Origin of the sequence: Oscillibacter acetigenes, assembly GCF_025567605.1 — a bacterium.
GTDB classification, from domain to species: Bacteria; Bacillota; Clostridia; order Oscillospirales; family Oscillospiraceae; genus Oscillibacter; species Oscillibacter welbionis.
On record NZ_JAOQKG010000005.1, the window covers coordinates 1 to 578 of the forward strand.

At 49.3% G+C, this 578-nt stretch carries 1 protein-coding gene; it reads left to right on the forward strand.

Annotation, left to right across the window (positions count from 1 at the left end; all coding sequences use genetic code 11):
* Positions 1 to 219 precede the first annotated feature (219 nt).
* The gene (locus OCV80_RS10785) at positions 220 to 393 is read left to right on the forward strand and encodes a hypothetical protein (RefSeq protein WP_158629790.1); all 174 of its coding nucleotides are present in this window, start codon (positions 220 to 222) and stop codon (positions 391 to 393) included.
* Positions 394 to 578 lie beyond the last annotated feature (185 nt).

Below are 578 nucleotides of genomic sequence, written 5' to 3' on the forward strand. Positions count from 1 at the left end.
GTGGGCCGCTCAGATAGAGCGGCCCACCTTTTTATATAAAATTTTTATCACATATTTTGTGTGATAAAAGTTAACATATATTCTGCATTTTCTTTGTTATAAAATACTTTTGCACAAAAAACCGAAATCACGATATCATTTTGAAGTCACAATGCATTCTGATGATTTCATCAACTTGCAGTACAATCTAAGAACTCAATCAGAAAGGAGACACCCTATATGGATTCGTTCACCTGTTCCGACTGCGCACACTACTACCAGCACTACATCCGAACGCGCCGCCGTTTTGTAGAGATCCATGACGGCCATTGCGTCGCCGCGCCCCGCGCCAAAAACCGGACGCCGGACACGCCCGCCTGTGACAAATTTTTACCCAGGCCGGACCGTACATAACCCGGCCGCGCCTGCGCACACTAGAGGGCGGCGAAAGCCACACACTTTTTCACGCAGGAGGATCTTTTGTTATGACGAATACCAACAACGGCTGCGCCTGCACCCCCAACCAGAGCATCAAGTGCACGGTCACCAACTGCGCCCACCACTGCCAGGACCAGAACTACTGCGGTCTGAACACCATC